Annotated in this window: 20 protein-coding genes; 7 read left to right on the plus strand and 13 right to left on the minus strand. The window is 70.8% G+C overall.

All coding sequences use genetic code 11. The features are described from left to right. From KY469_06760 to KY469_06800, 9 genes are all read right to left on the minus strand, one after another. Positions 1 to 1,062 (minus strand): HAMP domain-containing protein (locus KY469_06760; protein ID MBW3662783.1); only part of this gene is annotated, 1,062 nt, incomplete at its 3' end. A 22-nt stretch (positions 1,063 to 1,084) separates the two neighbouring features. Continuing rightward, on the minus strand, positions 1,085 to 3,346 hold the full coding sequence (locus KY469_06765; GenBank protein MBW3662784.1) for a hypothetical protein: 2,262 nt from the start codon (positions 3,344 to 3,346) through the stop codon (positions 1,085 to 1,087). Next, the gene (locus tag KY469_06770; GenBank protein ID MBW3662785.1) at positions 3,343 to 5,601 is read right to left on the minus strand and encodes a hypothetical protein; all 2,259 of its coding nucleotides are present in this window, start codon (positions 5,599 to 5,601) and stop codon (positions 3,343 to 3,345) included. Before KY469_06770 ends, KY469_06765 begins: the two co-directional genes overlap by 4 nt. Positions 5,602 to 5,752: 151 nt before the next feature. Further along, positions 5,753 to 6,163 (minus strand): PIN domain nuclease, encoded by a 411-nt coding sequence (locus tag KY469_06775; GenBank protein ID MBW3662786.1) that lies wholly within the window; start codon positions 6,161 to 6,163, stop codon positions 5,753 to 5,755. Then, positions 6,160 to 6,372: a type II toxin-antitoxin system VapB family antitoxin gene (locus tag KY469_06780; protein MBW3662787.1), complete on the minus strand. Its 213-nt coding sequence runs from the start codon at positions 6,370 to 6,372 to the stop codon at positions 6,160 to 6,162. Before KY469_06780 ends, KY469_06775 begins: the two co-directional genes overlap by 4 nt. A gap of 73 nt (positions 6,373 to 6,445) precedes the next feature. After that, entirely contained in the window at positions 6,446 to 6,592 is a 147-nt protein-coding gene (locus KY469_06785) for a hypothetical protein (protein MBW3662788.1), read from the minus strand. 59 nt (positions 6,593 to 6,651) lie between these two features. Beyond that, on the minus strand, positions 6,652 to 7,077 hold the full coding sequence (locus tag KY469_06790; protein ID MBW3662789.1) for a hypothetical protein: 426 nt from the start codon (positions 7,075 to 7,077) through the stop codon (positions 6,652 to 6,654). A gap of 162 nt (positions 7,078 to 7,239) precedes the next feature. Next, entirely contained in the window at positions 7,240 to 8,334 is a 1,095-nt protein-coding gene (locus KY469_06795; protein ID MBW3662790.1) for a response regulator transcription factor, read from the minus strand. 162 nt (positions 8,335 to 8,496) lie between these two features. Next, on the minus strand, positions 8,497 to 9,387 hold the full coding sequence (locus tag KY469_06800) for a mechanosensitive ion channel family protein (GenBank protein MBW3662791.1): 891 nt from the start codon (positions 9,385 to 9,387) through the stop codon (positions 8,497 to 8,499). 96 nt (positions 9,388 to 9,483) lie between these two features. Between KY469_06800 and KY469_06805 the strand changes: the two genes are divergently transcribed. Further along, positions 9,484 to 10,683 carry an MFS transporter gene (locus KY469_06805; protein ID MBW3662792.1) on the plus strand — a complete coding sequence of 400 codons (1,200 nt, stop codon included), beginning with the start codon at positions 9,484 to 9,486 and terminating at the stop codon, positions 10,681 to 10,683. A gap of 54 nt (positions 10,684 to 10,737) precedes the next feature. On the opposite strand, the gene KY469_06810 is transcribed toward KY469_06805, so the two are convergent. Further along, the gene (locus KY469_06810; GenBank protein MBW3662793.1) at positions 10,738 to 11,952 is read right to left on the minus strand and encodes an acyl-CoA dehydrogenase family protein; all 1,215 of its coding nucleotides are present in this window, start codon (positions 11,950 to 11,952) and stop codon (positions 10,738 to 10,740) included. Between the two features lie 389 nt (positions 11,953 to 12,341). Next, positions 12,342 to 13,154, minus strand: a complete 813-nt coding sequence (locus KY469_06815) for an enoyl-CoA hydratase/isomerase family protein (GenBank protein ID MBW3662794.1) — start codon at positions 13,152 to 13,154, stop codon at positions 12,342 to 12,344. Between the two features lie 161 nt (positions 13,155 to 13,315). Here KY469_06815 and KY469_06820 point away from each other — a divergent pair, with 161 nt between their 5' ends. Next, entirely contained in the window at positions 13,316 to 13,570 is a 255-nt protein-coding gene (locus KY469_06820) for a hypothetical protein (GenBank protein ID MBW3662795.1), read from the plus strand. 67 nt (positions 13,571 to 13,637) lie between these two features. Here KY469_06820 and KY469_06825 read toward each other — a convergent pair whose 3' ends face one another. Continuing rightward, a complete protein-coding gene (locus KY469_06825) occupies positions 13,638 to 14,444 on the minus strand; it encodes a DUF1206 domain-containing protein (GenBank protein MBW3662796.1) in 807 nt (268 codons plus the stop codon). A 195-nt stretch (positions 14,445 to 14,639) separates the two neighbouring features. Here KY469_06825 and KY469_06830 point away from each other — a divergent pair, with 195 nt between their 5' ends. From KY469_06830 to KY469_06840, 3 genes are read left to right on the plus strand one after another with little or no spacing between them, the layout of a single operon-like run. Continuing rightward, on the plus strand, positions 14,640 to 16,037 hold the full coding sequence (locus KY469_06830) for a hypothetical protein (protein MBW3662797.1): 1,398 nt from the start codon (positions 14,640 to 14,642) through the stop codon (positions 16,035 to 16,037). Continuing rightward, positions 16,034 to 16,351: a hypothetical protein gene (locus KY469_06835; GenBank protein ID MBW3662798.1), complete on the plus strand. Its 318-nt coding sequence runs from the start codon at positions 16,034 to 16,036 to the stop codon at positions 16,349 to 16,351. Before KY469_06830 ends, KY469_06835 begins: the two co-directional genes overlap by 4 nt. Continuing rightward, positions 16,348 to 16,896, plus strand: coding sequence for a hypothetical protein (locus tag KY469_06840; GenBank protein ID MBW3662799.1), 549 nt, complete (start codon positions 16,348 to 16,350; stop codon positions 16,894 to 16,896). The genes KY469_06835 and KY469_06840 overlap by 4 nt, the downstream gene beginning before the upstream one ends. Before the next feature lie 34 nt (positions 16,897 to 16,930). Here the strand turns inward: KY469_06840 and KY469_06845 are convergent, their stop codons facing one another. Then, the gene (locus KY469_06845) at positions 16,931 to 18,016 is read right to left on the minus strand and encodes a YbhN family protein (protein MBW3662800.1); all 1,086 of its coding nucleotides are present in this window, start codon (positions 18,014 to 18,016) and stop codon (positions 16,931 to 16,933) included. A 139-nt stretch (positions 18,017 to 18,155) separates the two neighbouring features. On the opposite strand from KY469_06845, the gene KY469_06850 reads away from it, so the two are divergent. Further along, positions 18,156 to 19,580, plus strand: a complete 1,425-nt coding sequence (locus tag KY469_06850) for a phosphatase PAP2 family protein (protein ID MBW3662801.1) — start codon at positions 18,156 to 18,158, stop codon at positions 19,578 to 19,580. Positions 19,581 to 19,611: 31 nt separating this feature from the next. Continuing rightward, the gene (locus KY469_06855; GenBank protein ID MBW3662802.1) at positions 19,612 to 21,600 is read left to right on the plus strand and encodes an ABC-F family ATP-binding cassette domain-containing protein; all 1,989 of its coding nucleotides are present in this window, start codon (positions 19,612 to 19,614) and stop codon (positions 21,598 to 21,600) included. Positions 21,601 to 21,677 lie beyond the last annotated feature (77 nt).

Here is a 21,677-nt window from a genome sequence, read left to right on the forward strand (position 1 = left end):
CATCTGGTTCAGCCCGCTGGCGACCTCGCCGATCTCGTCACCACTGACGATCGGGACCCGGGCGGTCAGGTCACCCGACCCGAGGCGCTTGTTGGCCTCCACCAGCGGCCGGACCTGGCGCAGGATCGCGCGCGACACCAGCGCCCCGACCGCGACGATGCCGACGAGCGCGAGCAGCAGGACCAGGGTCAGACGCAGGCCCGTGCCCCGGAGGTCGGCGAAGGCCGACTCGGCGGACAGCGTCACGGCCACCGTCCCGCGGACCTCGCCCTGCAGGCCGTACGGGGCGTAGAGGGTGTGCACCTCGGACCCGTCGATCTCGCCGACGACACGGACGAGGCGGTCCGGTTCGGGTCCGGTGTCCGCTGCCACCTCCGGCGTCGTGCCGGTCGCGGCCAGCGGTCGCCCCGACTCCTCGAACAGCGCCAGGCCGCCACCGTCGAGACGTGCCGCGAGGTCGCCCGCCGCCAGTCCTTCCAGGACGCCGCTGATGTCCTGCGCGACGACGGCTGCGCCGACCGGGGCGCACGGGTCGGTGCCGGAGCAGATCGGGGCGGCGATCGCCAGCAACGCGGACGCGTCGGTGGCGACGAACCCGGCGTGCTTGTTCCCGTCCTCGCTCGCCAGTGCCGCGGCGATGAACGTGGTGCCCGCATCGAACGTGATGCCGCTGGGTGTACCGGCCGATCCCAGCGACGCGAGCGGTCTCCCGTCCGTGTCGAGGACCGCGACCGCGTCGAGCTCGCCCTTCAGAGCGACCACGGACCGGAGCAGGTCCGCCGACGCCGCGGGGTCGCCTTCGGTGACGGCGGCCGCCATCCCCTCGAGGTTGGCGGCGAGGTTGGCCGACTCCAGCAGGTACAGCTCGCGCTGCTGCAGCGTGCTGCGAACCTGGAGGGAAGCCTCCTGGAGGTCGCGGTTGAGGGCCGACTGCGCCCGCGACGCCTGATCGCGGATCATGACGAACGCCCCGAACGCTCCGACGATCACCAACAGGGTCGCGAACGGGATGAGCAGCTTCCAGAACAGCCGCAGCTCACGGAACCGGCGGGTCGGGTTCACGGCTCTCTCCTCTCGGGGGCGCTCACAGCGGCACCCAGAAGTCGTGCAGGAACAGGTCGTAGCCGAACAGGCCGTTGTGGTCGTTCTCGTCGAGGTTGTCGGCCTGGCTGGAGAACACCACGGTGCTGCCATCGGACGAGATGAACGACCACCTCGTGCAGCCGTTCGCTGCCTCGCCGGAGGTCGCCACCGACACCCGGGTGGTGGTCCCGGCGACGCGGTCGCGCACGAACGCGTCGGTACCCGGCGCGCAGTTGACGTTGCCCGTCTCCGGGTGGTGCTCACCGGGCGACTCGGGCGCCAGGTTGGAGGCGGCGGACTCGAACGTGACGTAGCGCCCGTCCGCGGAGATCGAGCTGCGGATCTGGTTGAAGTAGATCCGCTGCTCGATCTGCTGGTCGGCCACCTGCGGCTCCCCCGCGGAGTTGACGGTGGCCATCTCCATCACCCCGGTCTCGAGGTCGTAGACGAACACGTCGGCGACGCTGTTGACGTCGCGGGGCCAGAGGTTGGTCGCCTGCGACGAGAACGCGACGAAGCGGCCGTCGTCGGACACGATCGGCACGTACGTCGCCCCGTTGGCGGGCTGGCCGTCGTAGCCCAGGCTCGCGTGGACGGTCTCGCCGGTGCGCAGGTCGCGTGCGTACACCTGCGGTGCCTGGAGGAATCCGGAGTTGTACTGCGGGCCGCCATCGATCGGCTGGATCTCCCCACCGTCCCACGCGCGGTAGACCACGACGTTGCCGTCGGCGGAGATGCTCGGCATGTTCGCGTCGGCGTGCTCCGGCAGCGACGCCAGCATGGTCTCTCCGGTCCAGCGGTCGTGGCGGTACACCGCGGTGACGCTGCGGCTGTCCAACCCGGTGGGTCCCCATCCATCGGGTTCCTCGACCAGGCCACGCATCCAGCTCCAGAACACCACGTAGCGGCCGTCCGGGGTCATGTCGAACTCGCGCAGGAAGTAGCAGGAGTCCCGGACCGGCGGGCCGTCACGACCGCCGAAGCGCTCGCAGATCGCCGCTTCGACGAGCAGCAACGTCTCGGGCGGGGGCGGGGTCCCTTGCTCGCCGTGGCTCGACACCGACACCCGGGTGGTCTGGCCGGTGTGCCGGTCGCGGACGAACAGGTCCCACTCGTCGTTGGTGTCGTTGGGCACCAGGTTGGTCGCGGCGGACCAGAACGCGACGTAGCGGCCGTCGGCCGAGACCGCGTTGCGGACCGCCGAGCCGCTGCGCTCGTTGCCGGGTTCCCCGTCGGAGTTCACCGAGACCTGCTCGGTCACCCCGGTCACCCGGTCGTAGAGGAACACGTCCTGGTACTCGTCATCTCCCAGCGGGACCTGGCTCTCGGCACAGCGGTACGGCCAGGTCGCGGAGTGGTACGACTCGTACACCACGTAGCGGCCGTCGGCGCTCATCGCCGGGTATTTCGCCGGATGCGGGATCGGGAAGTACGGGTGCACGTCGACCGGCAGGCACGACGCCTCCGACCACGTCGCGTCGCCGAGGTGGGGCACACGCGTGGTGGTGCCGAGCGGGTCGAGAGCGAACCGGATCTCACGCGCCCCGAGCGGGGCGCTGACCTGGAAGAAGTAGGTCGTTCCCGCCTCCGCCGGGAACCGCACCCCCGACGCTCCCGACAGCGTGTCGTCGCAGCCGAGCACGTCGAGATCGTCCAGCGACGCCCCGACGAACACCCCCAGGGCCGTGGCGCTGCCGCGGGCCGCGACATGAGCCGTCAGCCCCACGGTCCGCTCGGTCGTGTAGCGGTACCACAGGGTCGGGCCGGCACGAGCACACGAGTCCGGCTCCCCGGGCTGCCGAGAGGCGCTGGACGCGTCCGTCGTCGCGGTGAACGGCACCGATGGGACCTCGTACGCCTCGTCGAAGGTGTCGTTGTCGGGGGGGTGGGTGACCTCGACGCGCGCCGCCGGAACCACCGGCGGATCAGCCTCGGCCGCCAGCGCCGGCGCGCCCGCCGCCGGTCCCGGCGGAGGGGACACAGCGTCAGCATCCGCCGCCGACGGTGCGGCCAGCCCCAGCACCTCGGCGATGAACGCCTCGGTGAGCTGCGCGATCGTCCCCCGCAACGCGGAGTAATCGAGGGCGACGCCCCCCGACGCCCCGCTCAACAGCTCCCGGTCCGGGGTCGACAGCCCCACCTGCACCGCCCCGAACAGCACCAGCCACGCCGCCAACCCCGCACCGACGAGACGCGACGTGGCGAGCGTCCCGAGGCGACGCGCACCCGCAGCGCGGCGAAGTCGTGGAAGGAGGACGATCACGGCAGCACCGCGAAGTCGTGGAAGAACAGGTCGCCGCCCCAGTCGCCGTTGATGTCGTCCTCAACGAGGTTGTCGGCAGCGCTGAAGTAGACAACGGTGCCACCGTCGGCGGAGATGAACGGGGCGGCCGAGCAGCGGTTGCCCGGCTCGCCGGAGCTCGACACCGAGACGAGCAGGGTCGTACCCGCCACGCGGTCGCGGACGAAGACGTCGCTGCCGGCGGGGCAGTTGCCGGCGGCCGTGTCGGGGCCCTGATCACGCCCCGAGTCCGAGTCGAGGTTGCTCGCGGTGGACTCGAAGGCGATGTAACGGCCGTCAGCGGAGATCGAGGGGAAGTGGTCGGCGTACGCGGTCCGCTCGTCGTCGATCTGCTGCTCCTCGGCGGAGTTGACGCTGACGAGCTCGAGTTCCCCACTCCCGAGGTCGGCGACGAACACGTCCGCGACGCCGTTGCGGTCGTGCGGCACGAGGTTGGTCGCCGACGAGGTGAAGGCAACGTAGCGACCATCGTCGGAGATCTTCGGCGGGCCCATGGAGGCGTCGGCGAGCCGGCCGTCGTGCCCGCGGGTCAGCATCCGCGTCTCGCCGGTGGTCAGGTCGCGCACGAACACCTGCGCCCACCACCGGTCGGGGAGCGGTGGTGGGTAGTCCTCGCGGCCCGGCAGCGGCGGATCGTCCTCCCCGCCCGGCAGGGGCTGGAACTGGTCGTGGACGGCGATGTAGGCGATCCGCGTGCCGTCGCTGGAGATGGTGGGGAAGGCTGCGTCCGCCTGGCTGAGTAGCGAGACCTTGATCGTCTCGCCCGTAACGCGGTCGTTGCGGTAGACGGGCTTGCGATCACGGGGCGCGTCGGCGTCCTCGACGAGACCGACGAGGTCGCTGCCGAACACCACGTAGCGACCGTCGGGGGTCATGTCGACGGTCCGGCGCCAGTGACAGCGGTCACGGACGGGGGGGCCGTCCTTGCCCCCGAAGGTCTCGCACCGGCGGTAGTGAAAGTCGTACCAGGGGTCCAACGGCGGAGGCCGGCCCTCCGCCCCGTCGCTCGACAGCGAGACGCGGGTGGTCTCGCCCGCCACCCGGTCGCGCACGAAGAGATCCCACGTACCGTTGGTGTCGTCGGGGACGAGGTTGGAGGCGTTGGACCAGAACGCGACGAAGCGACCGTCGGCCGAGATCGCCGCGCGATATATGCCGCTGCGCTCGTTGCCGGGTTCCTCCTCCGACGAGACCGACACCATCTCGGTGACGCCGGTGACGCGGTCGTACACGAACACGTCGAGGTAGTCATCCGACCCCAGCGGCACGCGGTGCTCGGGACAGTGGTGGGTGAAGGTCTCCGAGTAGTGGTTCGCGAAGACCGCGAACCGGCCGTCGTCGCTCAGCACCGGCGGCTGCGGTGACATGGGAGCCGGGTACGGCCCGAACTCGACGGGTTCGCAGGACGCGTCCGCGAACGTCTCGTCGCTCTGAGACGGCATGCGCGTGGTCGTCCCCAGCGCGTCGAGGCCGAACCGGACCTGGTTCGCGCCGAGCGGCGCAGCGACCTGGAAGCGGTAGGTCGTACCCGCCTCGGCGAGGAAGCGCACCACGGCCGGTCCCGACGCGCTGCCGTCGCAGCCGAGAGCCTCGAGCCGATCGAGGTCGACCCCGACGAAGACCGCGACCGCGGCGGCGCTGCCACGGGCGACCGAGTGGGCCGTCAGGGCGGCGGTGCGGTCGGCCGTGTAGCGGTACCACAGCGTCGGCCCCGTCGCCGCGCACGAGGACGGCTCCCCGCCCTGCCGTGAGGCCGACGACGGGTCCGTCCGCGCCGCGAACGGCACCGACGACACGGGGTACGCGTCGCCGAAGGCGTCGTTGTCCGGCGCATGCACGACCTCGACTTGGCCGGCAGGTGCCACGACGTCCGGTGCCGTGGTCGGTGCGGCTACCGCACCCGGCGCCGGCTGGGGTGCCGGACCGGAGGGTTCCCTCCCGCCGCTCGTCGCGTCGGCCAGTCCGAGCACCTCGGCGATGAACGCCTCGGTGAGCTGCGCGATGGTCCCCCGCAGCGCGCTGTAGTCCAGGGCGGCGCCGGCCGACGCCCCGCTCAGCAGCTCCCGGTCGGGGGTCGACAGCCCGACCTGCACCGCCCCGAACAGCACCAGCCACGCGGCCATGCCGGCACCGAAGAGACGCGAGGTGGCGAGCGCCCCGAGGTGACGCGCACCCGCGACCCCCGGGCTCCGCTCGGTCCGCTGCGACGCTGCCATGCGATGCTCTCGTACCTCCCCCGGGGCGGTTCGACGCGGGCGCGCCCGGAACCTGCCTCAGCGGGTCACGTGGACCCTCCACGTAGCATCGTTCCATCGCGTGGAACACCCGGTCGTGCCCGGGAACAGGGCCCGCCGCGACGGCGCGAGTTCAGGGCCGCAGCGACGATGCGTCGAGCTCGAGGTCCAGGACCGAGGCGACCCGTGCGATGTCCGCGTCGTGCGCGAGCAGCGTGGCGCCGTGCCGGTCAGCGACCGCCACGATCATGCAGTCGACCATCCCCCGTGGGGTGATCCTCGCCCTACGACAGCCGCGGTAGATCCGAACCGCCCCGTCGAAGTCGGTGACCGCATCGAAGCGCAGCAGATCGAAGCGCTTCAGGAGCCGCCGCAGGTCCGCCTCACGGGCGTCATCGCGTGCGCCGGCGAGGACCTCCATCACCACGGGCTCGGTGACCGCGACGGCGCCATCCTCCGCGATCAGCTCGGCGAGGCGGAGGTCGGCCCGACTGCCGGTGGCGCGGTCGTACTCCACCCACGCCGAGGTGTCGACGAGGATCACGACCCGTCGGGCGGTGGCACGTCCTCGGGTGCTTCGGCGATGGCGTGTGCCCCGCGCATCGCCCTCGCCTCATCGCGCGTCATCGGTTGCCCGGCCAGACGCCGCAGCGCCAGGTCGACCGCCTCGGTCTTGGTGCGCAGCCCGTAGCGGCGCATGATCGCCTCGACGTACGCGTCCTCGATCTCGATGTTGGTCCGGGTCCTCGCCATACACCTATCGTACACGTGAGGTGCACGACAGGTGTACGGCGTACGGTGTGCGGCCGCGGTCGCCGCGCTGAGGTCAGTCCAGCCAGAACGCGTTCGGGGCGCGGCGCCCCGTGAAGTCGGAGACCGGCCGGCCCTCGATCCTGTAGGGGACGCTGCCCATCGTCAGCGGGTCGTAGGTGCCCTGCCCGATCGAGGAGCGGTCGGCGGAGCCGTCGAACACCTCGGCGGTCAGCCGCTCGGCCGCGGTCCGATCACGCTGGAGGTGCAGATCGAACCAGGCTAGCCCTCCTCGGCGATGCGCTGCAGCAGCGACCAGTACCCCGGCACCGCTCCAGCCGCGCCATAGCCAGGTGTGAAGACCAGCCCGGGGTAGTTGCCGCGTTCGAGGGGTGCGAACAGCCGCACCTCGAGTGTCGCGCCGTAGCGGTTGTCGAACGTCGTCTCGAGCATGCGCCCGCGCGTGCCATCCCAGTCGTGGCGGTACACGTCGAGCCAGTAGCGCCAGCCCTCCTCGGTCCCCAGAGCGGCGCCGATCCCGGGCTCCCGCAGCCGCATCATGTAGTCGGGGTTGAGCATCTGGTCGCGCGCGGTGGCCCCGATGTTCTGGGGCGCCATCAACCGCTCGGGCTCGACCGGGGGTGCCGCCTGGAACGCCAGCAGCAGCGCGGCGAGCAGAGCCATTGTGGATCCGTGGCGGTAGCGCATGTCGTCTCCCCTCGTGGAGGTGTGCTACCGGCGGGGCGTGCCCTCACCTGGAACGGCTGGGCTCCACTCGGAACGGTCTGCTGGCACCCGGTCGGGACGGATCAGAACGGCGTAGCAGCAGTCCGCAGCGGCGGGCGGGAAGCTCGACCCCGACGGGTGACGTCACGACAGCTCCCAGTCGACCGGCACCTCCGGGTCGTAGCAGCAGAACGTCCCGGTGCGGACCGAGCGGTCGAGGTGGCGGCCGAGCTCGGGGTGCACCTCCTCGATGCGCCTGACCGCACGCCGGATCCCGCGTGTGACCGAGATGCGGGCCCGCTCGACGTCCGAGGAGACGGGGCGGTCGCGACCCCCCAGCCCGACCGCCCCGGCCAGCTGCTCGGTAAGCAACTGGAGCTCCTCGCGAGCCCTCGCCGCTCGCTCCTGGTCACCGAACTCCTCCGCCTCCTCGATGTCGTCCTGCAGCGCCTCCATGCGGTCGCGATACGCCCGCTTGGCGGCACCGTCAAGGGCCGGCCCTGTACCCGTGCCCGCCTGCGCCTGTAGACCTTCCTGAGCAGCTGCCGCAGATGTGACCTCGGGGCGGTGGCCCGCACGCGCGGCGACGAGCTCCGCCGCGAGCACCTCACGCCCCGGCGCCGCCAGCAGCTCGGCTAGATCGGCGAGGCCCTTTAGGTCGGCGACGTGCGCCGTCCGGCCCTCGAAATCGAGCTTCCAGAACTCCCCGGACCGACTGAACGTGCCCGACGCGACGCCCTCACTGTCGCTCGCGGCTCGTGAGTCGGACGGCGCGCTTCCGGGCCCACGGATCTGCGACAGCAGCACCTCGGCCAGGTGCGGCGGGAACACCAGCTCGCCCGCAGCGACACGACGGATCGCGTCGGCCACCTCCGGTGCACCGGCCGTCTTCAGCAGGTAGCCGGAGGCGCCGGCCTCGACCGCGCCGACCACCTTGGCGCGGTCGTCGAAGGACGACAGGAACAGCACCCTGACCGTCGGGAGCTCGGCGACGATGCGCCGCGTCGCGGCTACCCCGTCGATGCCAGGCAGGTCGACGTCCATCACGACGACGTCAGGTGCCGCGCCGGTGATCGCCTCCACAGCCGACTCACCGTCGTCAGCCTCGGCGATGACCTGACCGGCCCCCTGGCGCTCGATGACCTTCCGCAACGTCTCTCGCCAGAGCGGGTGATCGTCCACGAGCATGACGGTGGGGACCCCGCTGCTGGGGTTCTCGGCTCCGCGTGACGGTTGCATGTGGCCGGCACCTTCCCCCTTGCCGGTTCGACATCGTTCCCACGCGCTCCTGCGTGGCGTCGATCCGGGACGGTCTCTCAGGCCATCGTTCCATCGCGTGGAACGGGCCGCCAGTACGGGGAACGCCTCGAACGTGACGGAGCCGTTCGTTCGAGTCGGCGATCACCTCTCGGGCGGTGGTGGCGAGTAGGTCCTGATCGTCGGGTAGGCGAACTGGACCCGCGGCTCGAGGTGGAACGCGTCGAGGATGGCGCGCCAGATCTGCTGCTCGACGCCCCGACGGGTCCTCACCTCGACGAGGACCCGGCCCGTGAGCAGCACACCCGACGTCTCGACCCGCACGTACACCGTCGGCTCGAGGTGGCGGTAGCGGATCTTGTAGGCCGAGGCGGCCTCGCGGATCTGTCGGCCAGCGGCCTCGCTGACGTCCGGGGAGTGCGCGTTCATCGCCTCGAGGATCAGCTCCTCGGCGCGATGCCAGTCGGACTCGAACGTGACGAGCACCGGCAGCTCGTGCCAGACGTAGCTGAACCCCTCGGTGTAGGACCCGATGGGCTCGGTGAACACCTTGCCGTTCGGGACGTGCACGATGCGGCCGGTGGACTGGTCGGCGTCGACCCAGTTCCCGATCTCGAGCAGCGAGAAGCGGAACATGCGCACGTCGACGACGTCGCCCTTGTGCCCCGCGATCTCGATGCGGTCGTCGACGCGGAGGGGACGACGCAGCACGATGTAGACCCATCCCGCGAAGTTCTTGAGCACGTCCGACAGCGCGATGGCGATACCGGCCGCGGTCAGACCGAGGAACGTGCCGAGACCGCCGAGCGCCTCGAACCAGATCGCGACGACCGCGATGACGCCGACGAGGACGGCGACGTAGGTCGTGCCCTTGCGTGTGCGGTAGAGGATCTCGATGTCGTCCGGTGAGCGTCGGATCAACGCTCGGGCGACGATCGTCCGCCCCAGGATCAGCACGAGGATCACGACCCCCGTGAGGATGAGCTTGGTGTGGGTCGTGGACGACAGCCCGAGCCACTCGGTCAGACCCTCCACGCACCGCCTCCGGAACCGCCGCGTCCGGCGCCTACGGTAGTGCGCTCACGCCGCTGGCTCCGTCAGGGGCGTACGACGTCGCAGACGGAGGTGATCGTGCCGGACGGTGAGGAGGCGAGGCCACCGCTGCTGCTCATCTTCGCCATCACCGCGACGGGGATCACCGGCAACACCCTGGTCGCACCCGTGATCCCCGATCTGGTCGACGGGCTGGGTGCGTCGCGGTCACTGGCGGGACTCGTGCTGTCGGCCGCCACCCTGCCCGGCATCGCACTCGCCCCGGTCATCGGGCTGCTGGCCGACCGGTTCGGTCGCCGCGAGGTGCTCGCCCCGTGCCTCGCGTTGTTCGGAGTCGCCGGGGCGCTCGCCGGCCTCGCTCCGAACTTCTGGGTGCTCATCGTCGCTCGCTTCCTCCAGGGCGCCGGCTCGGCCGGGTTGGTCAACCTCGCGGTGGTCCTCATCGGCGACAACTGGGACGGCACCGAGCGGGCCACGGTGATGGGCCGCAACTCCGCAGTGCTGACCGTCGGTGTCGCGGTCCTGCCCCCGTTGGGAGGTGGCCTCGCCGAGCTCGGCGGGTTCCGCGCCCCGTTCGTGATCTACCCCGTCTCGCTCATCACCGCGTGGGCGGTCCTGCGCTACCTGCCGCGCACGCCACGCAGCGACGTCCGCATCGCCGAGCGCTTCCGTGGTGCGCTGCCCTACCTGCGCGAACCCGGCGCGCTCGCGCTGTTCGCCACCGCCGCGATCCTGTTCGTAACGATCTTCGGTGTGCTGCTGACCGTGCTGCCGCTGTACCTGCAGGACACGTTCGGGATGGGCGCAGGGCTGCGGGGCGTGCTGCTCGGCCTGCCCGCGATCACGGCCACCGTCGTGGCCTTGAACCTCGGCCGCATCACCGCACGTCGGGGGCGGAGAGGCGTCGTGCGGGCATCGCTGGTCGTGTACGCGGTCGCGTTGGCGGCGCTCACGGCCGGCGCGAGCCTGATCGTGATCGTCCCGGCGCTCCTGGTGTTCGGGGCGGGTGAGGGGCTGCTGCTGCCGACCCTGCAGGACGCGGCCGCCGGTCACGCCCCGACCGAGTCACGCGGGACGGTCGTCGCGACCTTCGTCAGCGCGGCGAGGTTCGGTCAGACGGTCGGGCCGATCGGGGCGAGCGCGATGTACGACGACGTCGGGGCGCGGGCGACCTTCGCCGCCGGAGGCGTGCTCCTGACCGCGGCGCTCGCGACCATCGCGCCCCGCGCGGTCTCGCAGCCCGACGCCTCCGTCGAGCCCCGGGTCCCGCAGCGATGACGACGAGGTTGAAGAGTTGGGTACGCGTACACGTACTCAACGCTTCAACGCCGATCAGGTGGGGAGGTAGCGCTTGAGCTCGCGCTTGGCCAGCGACATCTCGTGGACCTCATCGGGTCCGTCGGCCATGCGCAGCGTCCGCGCGTGCACCCACATCATCGCGAGCGGCGTGTCGTCGGTGAACCCCATCGCCCCGTGCGCCTGGATGGCCTTGTCGATGACCCACTCGGCCATGGACGGGGCGACGATCTTGATCGCGCTGACCTCGACGCGCGCACCCTTGACGCCGACGGTGTCCATCAGCCAGGCGGTCTTCATGACGAGCAGGCGCGCCTGCTCGATGCGGACCCGTGCCTGCGCGATCCACTGCTGGATGACGCCCTGCCGGGCGAGCGGCTTGCCGAACGCCTCGCGCGCGATGACGCGTTCGCACATCAGGTCGAAGGCTCGCTCGGCCATCCCGATGAGCCGCATGCAGTGGTGGATGCGCCCCGGTCCGAGCCGAGCCTGCGCCAGGCCGAAGCCGCCTCCCTCCTCACCGATGAGGTTGGACACCGGGACGCGGACGTCCTCGAAAGCCAGCTCGGGATGGCCCCCCTTGGGGTCGAGCGCCCCGTAGACCGGCAGCTCACGCACGATGCGGACACCGGGGGTCTCCATCGGCACGAGCACGAAGCTCTGCTGGTGGTAGGGGTCGGCGTCGGGGTCGGTCTTGCCCATGAAGATGCAGATGGCGGCGTCGGCGTGGCCTGCTCCTGACGTGAACCACTTGCGCCCGTTGATGACGTAGTCGTCGCCGTCGCGCTCGATGCGGCTCTGGATGTTGGTCGCGTCGGAGCTGGCGACGTCGGGCTCGGTCATCGCGAAGCAGGAGCGGATCTCGCCCTCGAGCAGCGGCACGAGCCAGCGCTCCTGCTGCTCCGGCGTGCCGAACTCGGCGAGGATCTCCATGTTGCCGGTGTCGGGCGCGGAGCAGTTGCACGCCTCCGGTGCCAGCATCGGCGAGCGGCCCATGATCTCGCACAGCGGGGCGTACTCGCGGTTGGTCAGCCCGGCGCCCCACTTCTCGTTGGGCAGGAAGAGGTTCCACAGCCCGCGCTTGCGCGCCTCGAGCTTGAGCTCTGCCAGGATCGGCGGCGTCGCGTGCCGGTCACCGCTGGCCTCGAGCTGCTCGCGGTAGACGGGCTCAGCGGGGTAGACGCTCGCGTCCATGAAGTCCGCCAGCTCCTCCTGGAGCTGCTTCGTGCGGTCGGACAGCTCGAACTCCACGGGGCGCCTCCGGGTATGGCGGATGGACCCCGACGCTAGCGCCCGGAAGGCAACAGAAGGGTCCCCCGACGATGCACAGCCGCCGACACCGCGCTGTCGGCGGCGGGTAACAACGAAGCCCGGATCGACGACGCGGAGCGGCGTCGCCAGAGGAAGGACCGCGCTCTCGGCTGCGGGGGGATGGCGAGGGCCGGATCGACGACGCGGAGCGGCGTCGCCAATAAATGGTGTCGCCCCGGTCGACGTCCCCCCCTCTCGGGGGTTCTGCCTACCGGGGCAACGCGGGGGACAGTAGGCGCTCGGTCGACCCTTGGCAAGAGGAGATCCGGACGTGACCGCGGGGCGCACGGAGGAACCGACGCACGTGCGCCACGCGTTCGGGTCGCGCCCTACTCGGAGGCCGGCCCTTCGAAGGCAGGGGGGCGCTTCTCGCGGATGGCGGCCATGCCCTCGCGGACGTCGGGGCCCGAGAAGCCCAGGAACTCGTAGGCGAGGGACGCGTCGAAGGTCGGACCGAACGTCCGCAGCCAGTTGTTGAGGGTCAGCTTGGTGAACCGGATGGCGGACTGGCTGCTGGCGGCGAGCTTGCGGGCGACCTCCAGCGCCCGATCGCGGGTCGCGCCGTCGTCGACGACGAGGGAGACGAGTCCGATGCGCTCGGCTTCCTCCCCCGACACCGGCTCGCACGTCAGCAGGTGGTACTTGGCCTTGGCCATGCCGCACAGCAGCGGCCACACGATGGCGGCGTGGTCGCCTGCGGCGACGCCGAGGCGCGTGTGCCCGTCGATGATGCGCGCGCTGCGCCCCGCGATCGAGATGTCGGCGAGCAGCCCGACGACCAGGCCGGCACCGACGGCCGGACCTTCCATCGCGGAGACGATCGGCTTGGCGCAGTTGATGACGTTGTAGACCAGGTCCCGTGCCTCGCGCAGCACGCGGATGCGTGTGGCGAAGTCGTCGGCCATGTCGCGGACGAGATCCAGGTCGCCCCCGCTCGAGTAGACCTCACCCTCGCCTCGGATGATCGCGACGCGCGTCTCCGGGTCGCGATCGACCTCGAGCCACACCTCCGCGAGCTCGCGGTGACCGTCGTGGTCGAGTGAGTTGAGCCGACCGGGGTTGTCCATGATGATCTCGAGCAGGTGCTGCTCGGGGCGTTCGATGCGCAGGTTGGTGAAGCGTGCGTAGCGATCGTCGGTCACGGCTCGAGCCTCCTCGGATGCGTCGCATCCTGACACACCGGCGCGCACCGACTAGACCACGCGAGCGACCTTGGCAAGAAGAAGATGTAGAAGTTGCTGCATTCCTGACCGAACTACCCGTAGTCTTCCGCGTGGCAGCCACTCCGTCAGGGAGGGATCGCGTGGCACCAGCGAAGAAGTCGGCCAAGAAGAAGACCACCAAGAAGGCCCCGGCCAAGAAGAAGTCGCCTGCGAAGAAGAAGGCGACGAAGAAGAAGGCCCCGGCCAAGAAGAAGTCGACGAAGAAGGCCCCGGCCAAGAAGAAGGCCAGCAAGAAGAAGGCCACGAAGAAGAAGGCCCCGGCCAAGAAGAAGTCGACGAAGAAGGCCCCGGCCAAGAAGAAGGCCACCAAGCGCAAGTCGACGAAGAAGAAGTAACTGGCCAGACCCCACGGAACCCCCGGCACCCGCCGGGGGTTCCCTCGTCTACGGGTGACCCGACCGATCAGTCGAGGTCGCGGACCTCGGCGTACCGCACCATCGCGAGCAGGAACGCGCCGTACAGCCCGAACCCGAGCGCGACCGCCCCGACGAGCCAGGGCCCGTGCGCGGTCCCGCTCAGCTCACGCAGTGCGCCGTCGAGCCCGACACCTCCCGAGTCGAAGGTCAGCGCGGAGTGCACGATGAACGCGCCGACGAGTCCGAAGCCGAGGGCGCGCCCCGCATGCCCGGCCGACCCCAGTGGCTCGAGCCACGCCCGGGTCGCGTCACCGATGCGGCGTTCCTCGAGATCCTCGAGGAAGCTGCGGCTGATGGCTTGGTAGCCCTGGTACGCGGCGATCCCGAGCACGACGACGCCGACGCCCGCGACGATCCACGCTCCCCCGGTCCACTCGAGGACCGTCCTCGTCACCGACCGCTCGCTGCTGGTTCCACCACCCGCACCGACCGCCTCACGTGCGGTGAGCAGGGCGAGACCGGTGTACAGCAGCGCGCGGAACGCGAACGCGACGCGCATGGCCCAGGCGGGGAGGTCACGTTCCTCGCGCGGTCCGCGGTAGGCCTGCACCGCCCGCCACACGGCGTACGCGGCGAAGGCGACCGTAAGCGCGATGAGCAGCGCGCGACCGAACGGCTGCTTGGCGATGGCCTCGATCGCACCCTGGGCACTGGCGTTGCCCGATCCCCGCGATCCGCCGAGCACGACCTGCGCCGCCAGGACGGCCAGGACGGCGTAGAGCAGGCCACGTCCGGCGAGGCCAGCGCGTGCGAGCCGTTCGAGCGTCGCGTCGTCGACCAAGCGTTGCCCCACCGCCCTACCTCCCTCCACGGTCCGCTCGCCGAGCGCTCCTCGGCCCGGCGATGAGTATGCCGAGGCGCGGAGGCGTGGGGCCGCCCCCCGCCCTACCCGCGTCGGTGTCCCTGCCGCTCGTGCGGACGAACGGCCGGGGAGGCTCGGTGCCCTGCCGGGTCGATACTCGGATGAAGCTGCGCTGCGAGAGGTGCTGTGTCCGCCGAGGCTGAACGGCCCGTGCTCGAGCGCGTCGACGCCGACGCGGAGTCTGCGGCTGCCCCGGAAGCCGGACACCAGGAGGGCGCTCGCCGTCGACGCCCGACCGGCGAACCCCCTCCACTACCGGCTGCCCAGCGCTGGCGTGGGTACCGCTGGGGGATCGTGGCCTTCATCGCTGCGGTTGCTTCGCTGTTCGCGCTGGCGTACAGCGACAGCGATGTCGTCGCCCGCGCCGACGAGGCGCTCAACCGGGGCGCGGTGGCGCTGCGCACGGACCTGAGCGTCGCGCTCGCGGAGGTCCTCTCGGGTCTGACCAACGAGTGGACCCTGCGGATCCTGCGGTGGGGGACCATCGCGGTGCTGCTCGCTGTCCGGCGCATCCGTCACCTGCTGGTCTTCGTGGGCGCGATCCTCGTGGTCGAGTGGGCGACCGCCCTCCTCAACTACGCGATCACGCGACCCCGGCCGATGGTCCCGATCGTCGGTGCGTGGGAGGGCTTCAGCCACCCGTCCCGTCCCGTCGCGGGCCTGGTCGTGACGCTCATCGGTATGCGCAGCGTGCTCGTCCCGCCCGGCCCGTGGCGCGGTCGCGTCGCCTCGATCATCGGAGTTCTGACCGCGGTGGTCGGGATCGCGCGCGTCCTGCTGGGCGTCGACCACCCGACCGACGTGCTCGTCGCAGCCGCCCTCGGCGCCGGCGTCGGGTTCCTCGCGTTGCGACTCCTCGCACCGAGCAACATCGTGCCGGTGGTGTACCGGAGGGGGGAGACCGCCCACGTCGACCTGACGCCGGAGCGCCTCGCCGCGATCCGTGACGCCGCCCGCGACCAACTCGGCCTCGCGGTCGCCGACATCGAACTGCACGCGACGGAAGGATCAGCCGGATCGACGCCGCTGCGGGTGCAGCTCGCAGACCCGAGTACGGAGCGAGACACCGTCTTCGCCAAGCTCTACACCCACCACCACGTGCGCTCCGATCGCTCGTACAAGTTGGGGCGCCTGCTGCTCTACGGGGCGTTGGAGGACGAGGCACCGTTCGCGAGCGTGCGCCACCTCGTGCTCTACGAGGACCACATGACGCGGGTCATGCGCGACGCCGGGCTGCCGGTACCGGCGCCGCTCGGGATCATCGAGATCACCCCGGCACGCGAGTACGCGATCCTGTTCGAGTACCTCGCCGACGGTGACGAGCTCGACGCGGTCGAGGTGGACGAGGAGCTGATCGACCAGGCCTGGAGCTGGTCCAGAACCTGTGGGGCGCAGGGATCGCTCACCGCGACCTCAAGCCGGGCAACCTGCTGGTCGTCGACGGGGACCTCCGACTGGTCGACACCGCCTTCGCACAGGTGCGCCCTTCCCCGTGGCGGCAGGCGGTCGATCTCGGGGCGATGATGCTCGTGCTCGCGCTGGGGTCGGACGCCGAGACCGTCTACGCGCGTGCGAGCGAGCGCTTCAGCCAGGAGGAACTCGGCGAGGCGTTCGCGGCCACGCGCGGGTTCGCCATACCGGCTCAGCTCCGCGACAGGCTCGAGGTCGATGGCCGCGACCTGCTCGGCCGCTTCCGCGAGCTGGCGCCCGCGCACGCCCCGATCCGCATGCACCGGTGGGGGCGGCGGCGGATCGCAGCCGCCGTCGGCGTGGTCCTGGCCGCGGCGCTGTTCGGGGGGCTGACGTGGGTGTCGTTCACGACGGCGGGGATGCTGTGAAGACGTCGACTCTCGCCGTCGTGTTCGCGCTGGCGGTCAGCGTCGGCTGTGAAGGCGACCTGCCCGCCTCAGCGCCGACGTGCGATGCCCTCGAGACCGTCGCGACGCAGGCACAGGCGTTGCCCGCTGCCGAGCAGCTCCCCTGCCTGGAGGAGGTCCCCCTCGGCTGGACCGTCACGACGTTCGAGGTCGAGCGCGGCGTCGCCAGCTTCAACCTCAGTCACGACATCGCGGGGAGCGACGTCGTCGTGGTGGCACTGATGGAGCGATGCGTCTCCGCCGAGCAAGCCGAGCCGGTCGAGCTCGCGCCCGGCGAGGACCAGGAGCGGATCCACGTGCAGTCTCAGACCACGTACGAGGCCGAGCGCTTCCACGCGATCGAGGGTGGCTGCATCGTCACGACCCTCGCGTTCGACGGAGAAGGGTGGGGTAACGCGCTCGAGCAGATCGAGCCCGTGCTGACGACCACACCACGTGACGTTCTCGCGGAACGCCTCCGTGAAGCGTCCGATGGCGCGCTGGACCTCGACCGCATGCGACGTTGACCCGGCGGAGGCCACGGCGCCGCCGCGAACCTGGTCACGTCCGTGACGCGGAGCGCTCGACGTCATCTGGCCCCACCGACGCACCGTCCTCACCCTCGCGCCAATCGCTGCGGTGGCGCCACACGAGGTAGGTGAGCCCGCCGAGCGGCACGGGAAGCAGGTAGGTCAGAGTGCGGAAGGCCAGCACAGCGGCCACGACCAGGCTCTTGTCCGCCCCCATCGCCACGAACGCCCCGACGTAGCCCAGCTCGATCATGCCGACCGCTCCTGGCGTCAGGGGGATGGCGGTGACGAGCCGAGCGAACGCGAACCCGGCCAGCGCCTCCGCGAAGCTCAGCTCGTCCGCGCCGACACCAACGAGGCGCAGCGTGGTGTACAGCACAGCGAACAGCGACAGATGTCCGACCACCGTGGCGATCGTCAGGACGTGCCACCGGCGCTGGAGCAGCTCGATGGAGTCCTCGCGGAAGCGTGCCGCCTTGTCGTCCCAGTCCTGGACCGGGCCCTTGCCGGCGAGACCGATGATCTTCGAAGCGACGTTCCCGGCCACCGCGCCGACCCGGCGTGCCAACTCCTCGCTACGGAGCACGAGGTAGAGGAGGACGACCGCGACACCGAGGACGAGCAGTCCGATGACGCTGACGACGGCCAGACGGCCGTTCCCTCCGCCGGTGAGCGCCAGCAGAGCCAGTGCGACGATCGGCATCCCGAGCTTGACGAAGTTGTTCCACACGGCGGTCACGAGCACGTAGCGCCCGATCTCGCCTGGGGCGAAGTCCCACGATGCGAGCATCGCCGTCGACACGCCCACGCCCACTCCCCCGCCGGCGGGGACGGTGTTGGCCACCGCGGTGGACGAGAGGTTGACGGTCGCCGCTTGGCCGAAGCTCAGGCCGGGCAGCGCCGCCATCGTGACCCACCAGTAGGTCACCTGGTTCCACAGCGTCACGGCGGCGAGACCGGTCCACGCGAGCGCGCCGATATCGCGGAGGTGGCGCCACACCTCCCGCATGTCGGTGATCCTCGGAAGGACGCCCACGAAGATCCCGACGACGATCGCGACCGCGAGCGCGGCCTTCAACATCCTCGTCGTGCGTGACGGGTCCGATGAACCGGACACGGGACCTCCCCTGGGACCGCTCCAATGTGCCCGAGCCGATCGTCTGACGTGCCCTGACCACGCGGCCATCCGGGCCGTGACCGGCCCGCAGCTACCTTCCCCGTCACGCCGCCCCATCGTCGGGTGCCAGGAGCGTTCTGTGCCGGAGAAGTACGCGGACTCTCCGATGCGTCGTCAGCGCGTCCGACACGCCTCGGACGTGGTCCGCGTCGCGGTCGGGGTCATCACCCTCGCGCTCGCGTCACTGCCCATCCGACCCGACCGCGTCGGGCGCTCGGAGACCGGCGCCTTCGACCTGATCAACGGCATCACGGACCTCGTCTACGCCCCCGTCTGGGTGGTCATGCAGCTCGGGGCGTTCTTCGCGGTACCGGTGCTGGTCGTGCTCGCGCTGATCCTCGGACGTCGGCGGCTCGCGCTCGACCTGGGTGTCGTCGGCACGGCGTCGTGGCTCATCGGCCGGGTCCTCAAGGACGCGTTCGGCCGGCCGCGCCCCGGTGGGCTGCTCGAGATCGTCACGGTCCGCGGCAGCGAGGCTGTGGGCATGGGCTTCGTCTCGGGCCACACCGCGGTCGCCGTCGGTCTCGCGACAGCGGCGGCCCCTCACCTGCCGCGGCGCTACCGCTGGATCCTGTGGGTGCTGGCGAGCGTGGTCGGGTTGTCGCGGATCTACGTCGGGGCACACCTGCCGCTGGATGTCGTCGGTGGTGCGGGGCTGGGGTTCGCGGTCGGGGCGCTGTTCCGCCTCACCATCGGCACGCCCACCGGTCGCCCCGAACCGGCACGTGTCGAGGCCACCCTCACGAAGCTGGGGTTCGGCATCAGCAGGCTGGAACCAGCTCACGTGCCCGCACACGTCTCCGCTCCCTACCACGCCCACCTCGACGACGGCAGCCAGGTGTTCATCAAGCTGGTCGCGGAGGAGATCCCCGACCGCGACCTGATCTACCGCGCGTGGCGCGCGGTCGCCCGCCGCCGATCGAAGCACGAGCAGCGCTTCCGCTCGCCACGCTCGCAGGTCGATCACGAGGCCGCGCTCGCGCTCGCGGCGGAACGCGCCGGCGTGCGCACACCAGAGGTGATCGCGGCCCGCAGCCTCGACGGAGGAACGGGCCTCCTGGCGTTCCGGTGGGTCGAGGGCCAGTCGATGGAGGCGAGCGCGTCGGTATCGCGCGACGACCTGAGTGCGTTCTGGGAGCAGGTCGACACGCTGCACCGGGCGGGCATCGCTCACGGCGGACTCGTCGGTGCGAACGTGATCCTCGGAGAGGCGGGGCCGTGGCTGGTCGACTTCGGCTACGCCGAGATGCTCGCCGACGACCTGCTCCTCGAGGAGGACGTGCTCGAAGCGCTGATCTCGCTGTCGCTGCGGTACGGACCGGATGAGGTCGTCGCCACCGCGCTCGAGGTGCTCGGACCCGACCGCGTCGACCGGGCTCTGGCTCATGGTGACGACGCCCGCCTCAGCCCGGCGACGACCGAGGAGTTGCGCGACCAGCCGGAGGTGCTCGATCGGCTCGTCGCCGTGCGCGCGTCCACGAGCGTCGCCCCCGAACGCAGCTGACATCCCTGGCGGGGCCGTACCCTCCCTGACCGTGCTGACCGTCGCCAACATCTCCAAGAGCTACGCCGCCCAGGACGTGCTGAACGGGGTGACCCTCCAGGTCGACCGGGGCCGGCGGATCGCCATCGTCGGCCCCAACGGAGCCGGCAAGACGACGCTGCTCCGGATCATCGCCGGCACCGAGCAGCCCGACTCGGGGAGCGTGCAACGCGCGGGCGGCGTGACCGTGGGCTTCCTCCGTCAGGACGTCGCCGAGACGCGCGGCCACTCGGTCCTCGAGGAGGTGCTGCGGGGCGCCGAGGGGCTGCGCCGGCTCGAGGCACGCATGCGCCAGATCGAGGCGCAGCTCGAGGACGCCGACGAGGCGGTGCGCGCACCGCTGCTCGAGGAGTACGGAGCGGTCCAGACCCGCTTCGAGTCGCACGGCGGCTACGACGTCGAGGTCGAGGCGCAGCGCATCCTCGGCGGCCTCGGTTTCACGCCCGAGCGCATCGAACGGGACGTCGGCGAGCTGTCGGGCGGATGGATGATGCGGGTCACGCTCGCCCGACTGCTGCTGTCCTCACCGGACGTGCTCCTCCTCGACGAGCCCAGCAACCACCTCGACCTCGGCTCGGTCGTGTGGCTAGAGGACTTCGTGCGGCGCTACGACGGGGCGGTCGTGCTCGTCAGCCACGACCGGGAGTTCCTCAACAACGTCTGCGATCGGATCGTGGAGCTCGACGGGGGCCACGCGACCACGTACACGGGCAACTACGAGTCGTTCGTGGAACAGCGTCAGCAGCGCATGGAGCAGCTCATCGCCGCACGCAAGGCACAGGATGCCAAGGTGGAGCAGCTGCAGCGCTTCGTCGACCGCTTCCGCTACAAGAAGACCAAGGCGAAACAGGCGCAGGCCAAGCTCACCCAGATCGACCGCATCAAGGCCGAGCGCGTCGACGTGCCGAGCGGTCGGAGCAAGAAGGCGCGCTTCGGCTTCCCCTCGCCGCCCCGCTCCGGACGGGTGGTCGCCGAGCTGAACGGCGTCCGCAAGGCTTTCGGTGACAACGTCGTGTTCCGCTCGCTCGACCTGGTCATCGAGCGGAACCAGCGCGTGGCGCTGATCGGACCCAACGGCGCGGGCAAGTCGACCCTGCTCAAGCTGCTCGCGGGGGTCGAGGAGGTCGACGGTGGCGAGGTCAAGCTCGGAGGCAACGTGCTCCCCGCGTACCACGCCCAGCACGCTCTCGACGTCCTCGACGAGGACCGCACCGTCAGCGAGGAGTTCCGTGCCGCGGTGGACGCCCGTGGCGGTGGTCGGCTCGACGCCCGCCGCATACTCGGTTCGTTCCTCTTCTCCGGCGACGAGGTGGACAAGGAGGTGAGGGTCCTGTCGGGTGGAGAGAAGGCGCGGCTGTCGCTCGCCGAGCTCATGTCGTTCCCGGCCAACCTGCTGCTGCTCGACGAGCCCACCAACCACCTCGACATGACCAGCCGTGACGTGCTCGAGGACGCGCTGCTGGAGTACGAGGGAACCGTCGTGCTGGTGACCCACGACCGGCACCTGATCCGGGCGGTCGCCGACCACATCATCGAGCTCCGCGACGGCGGAGCCACGGTGCACCTCGGGGATTGGGACGACTACCTCGACCGGCTCGGGATCGACGACGAACGGGGTGCCGTCGGTGGGGTCGCCGCCGCGTCTTCGGTGACCGGCAGCGATGCGCCCGCCGATCGCAAGAAGCAGAAGCGGCACGAGGCCGAGCGCCGCAACCGCCTCCACCGCGAGACCAAGCAGCTACGTGACGCGGTCGAGCGGATCGAGCGGTCCCTCGTGGCGGCGGAGCAGGAGGTCGCCGACCTGACCCGCGAGCTGGCCGACCCCGACGTCTACGCGGACGGGGCGCGGGTCAAGGAGCTGGTCCGTCGGCAGGGCGAGGCCAAGGACCGTGCCGCCGCGCTCATGGAGCAGTGGGAGGACGCCTCGGTGGCGCTGGAGGAAGCGACCGCCCGGATCGAGCGCGAGGCCGCGGGGCGCTGACCGGGAGCAGCTACCCGCGCTCAGCGCGGTGAACTGCTCCCGCTCGTGGGGCGAGGTCGACGTCCGGCCACGGGTGT

The sequence above is a fragment of the Actinomycetota bacterium genome, from assembly GCA_019347575.1.
Lineage (GTDB): Bacteria > Actinomycetota > Nitriliruptoria > Nitriliruptorales > Nitriliruptoraceae > JAHWKY01.